The 1,697-nt window shown below is 68.9% G+C and carries 2 protein-coding genes; both read right to left on the reverse strand.

From position 1 onward, the window contains the following. Positions 1 to 50 precede the first annotated feature (50 nt). Complete coding sequence (gene smpB, locus GH736_RS22530) at positions 51 to 527, reverse strand: SsrA-binding protein SmpB (RefSeq protein WP_159607213.1); 477 nt, start codon at positions 525 to 527, stop codon at positions 51 to 53. Positions 528 to 651: 124 nt separating this feature from the next. Further along, positions 652 to 1,563: a permease-like cell division protein FtsX gene (gene ftsX, locus GH736_RS22535; protein WP_159607215.1), complete on the reverse strand. Its 912-nt coding sequence runs from the start codon at positions 1,561 to 1,563 to the stop codon at positions 652 to 654. Between the last annotated feature and the right edge of the window lie 134 nt (positions 1,564 to 1,697).

Consider the following 1,697-nt stretch of genomic DNA (forward strand, 5'->3'; position numbering starts at 1 on the left):
CACCGCGGCTGGGAGCCCGCCGCCAACCGGGCCGGGCGCGACGGACGCGCCTAGTCGCCGAGGTTGCGCCGGCTCGAGATGGCGCGGTCGGCCTCCCGCTTGTCCTGACGCTCGCGCAGGGCCTGGCGCTTGTCGTACTCGCGCTTGCCCTTGGCGACCGCGATCTCGACCTTGGCGCGTCCGTCGGCGAAGTAGATCTGCAGGGGGACGAGCGTGTAGCCGCCCTCCTTCGTCTTGTGGCTGATCTTGACGATCTCCTGCTTGTGCAGCAGGAGCTTGCGCTTGCGCCGGGGCGAGTGGTTGTTCCACGTGCCCTCGGTGTACTCGGGGATGTGCACCGAGTCGAGCCACATCTCGCCGCCGTCGATGAACGCGTAGCCGTCGACGAGCGACGCCCGGCCCTCGCGCAGCGACTTCACCTCGGTGCCGGTGAGCACGATGCCCGCCTCGTAGGTGTCCTCGATCGTGTAGTCGTGGCGCGCCTTGCGGTTGGTCGCGACGACCTTCTGACCGCGTTCCCTGGGCACGGCGTGCTCCTTCGTTCGAGTGCGTTGCTGACGGATGCCGCCACGCTGGGTGGCCGGGCAGCCTTTGAGTCTAGCGGATGCCGCAGCATCCGCCGCCCATCAGCCGAGACGTGACCCAGCGTGCCTAGACGCGGAGGTACCGGGTGATCGCGATGCCCGCCGACACCGCGGCGAGCAGCACTCCCACGGCGATGAGGATGGGCACGACGAGGAACGCGTCGGAGAGGTCGACGAACGTGAACGACAGGCTCTTCGCGAGGTAGCCCTGCACGAAGAACTGGACGATCGCGATCACCGCCCCGCCCGCGAGCAGCGACCCGATGAGGCCGGCGAACACGCCCTCGAGCACGAACGGCGTCTGGATGAACCGGTTGGACGCCCCCACCAGCCGCATGATGCCGAGCTCGCGACGCCGCGAGAACGCCGACAGGCGGATGGTCGTCGCGATGAGCAGCGCCGCGGCGACGAGCATGATGGCCGCGATGGCGATCGCGGTGTAGCTCGCCGCGTTGAGCACGTCGAAGATCTGGTCGAGGTACCGACGTTGGTCGACCACCTGCTCGACGCCGGAGAGTCCCGCCAGGCTCTCGACGATCACCGCCGCCTGCGACGGGTCGACGAGGTTCACCCAGAACGTCTCGTTCAGCACCTCGGGCGTCACGTAGTCGGCCGCCGGGGTGCCCGCGAACTGCTCCTGGAAGTTCTCGTACGCCTGCTGGTGGTCCTCGAAGTAGTACTCGTCGATGAACGGCGCCAGGGTGTCGGAGTCGAGTTGCGCCTCGATGGCGGACTTCTGCTCCTCGGTGGCCTCGCCGTCGACACATCCGGTGGCCGTCGACACGGACGTGCAGAGGTACACGGCGACCTGCGCCCGGTCGTACCAGTAGTTCTTCATCTGCGCGATCTGCAGCTGCAGCAGCGCGGCGGTGCCCACGAAGGTGAGCGAGATGAACGTCACCAGCACGACCGAGACGACCATCGAGGCGTTGCGGCGCAGGCCGCTCGCCGCTTCGGAGAGGACGAGTCCGAACCTCATCGCGTCGGTCCCACTTCCTGCTCGTCGTCGCCCTCGCGCGGCCCGCCCGGGGCACGCAGCCCCAGCCGTTCGGCGAGGGTCAGCTGGTCGGATGCCCCGGCGCCGGCCTTCGGCGCAGCGGCGCCGTCGTCCGC

Origin of the sequence: Agromyces humi, from assembly GCF_009720255.1 — a bacterium.
Lineage (GTDB): Bacteria > Actinomycetota > Actinomycetes > Actinomycetales > Microbacteriaceae > Agromyces > Agromyces humi.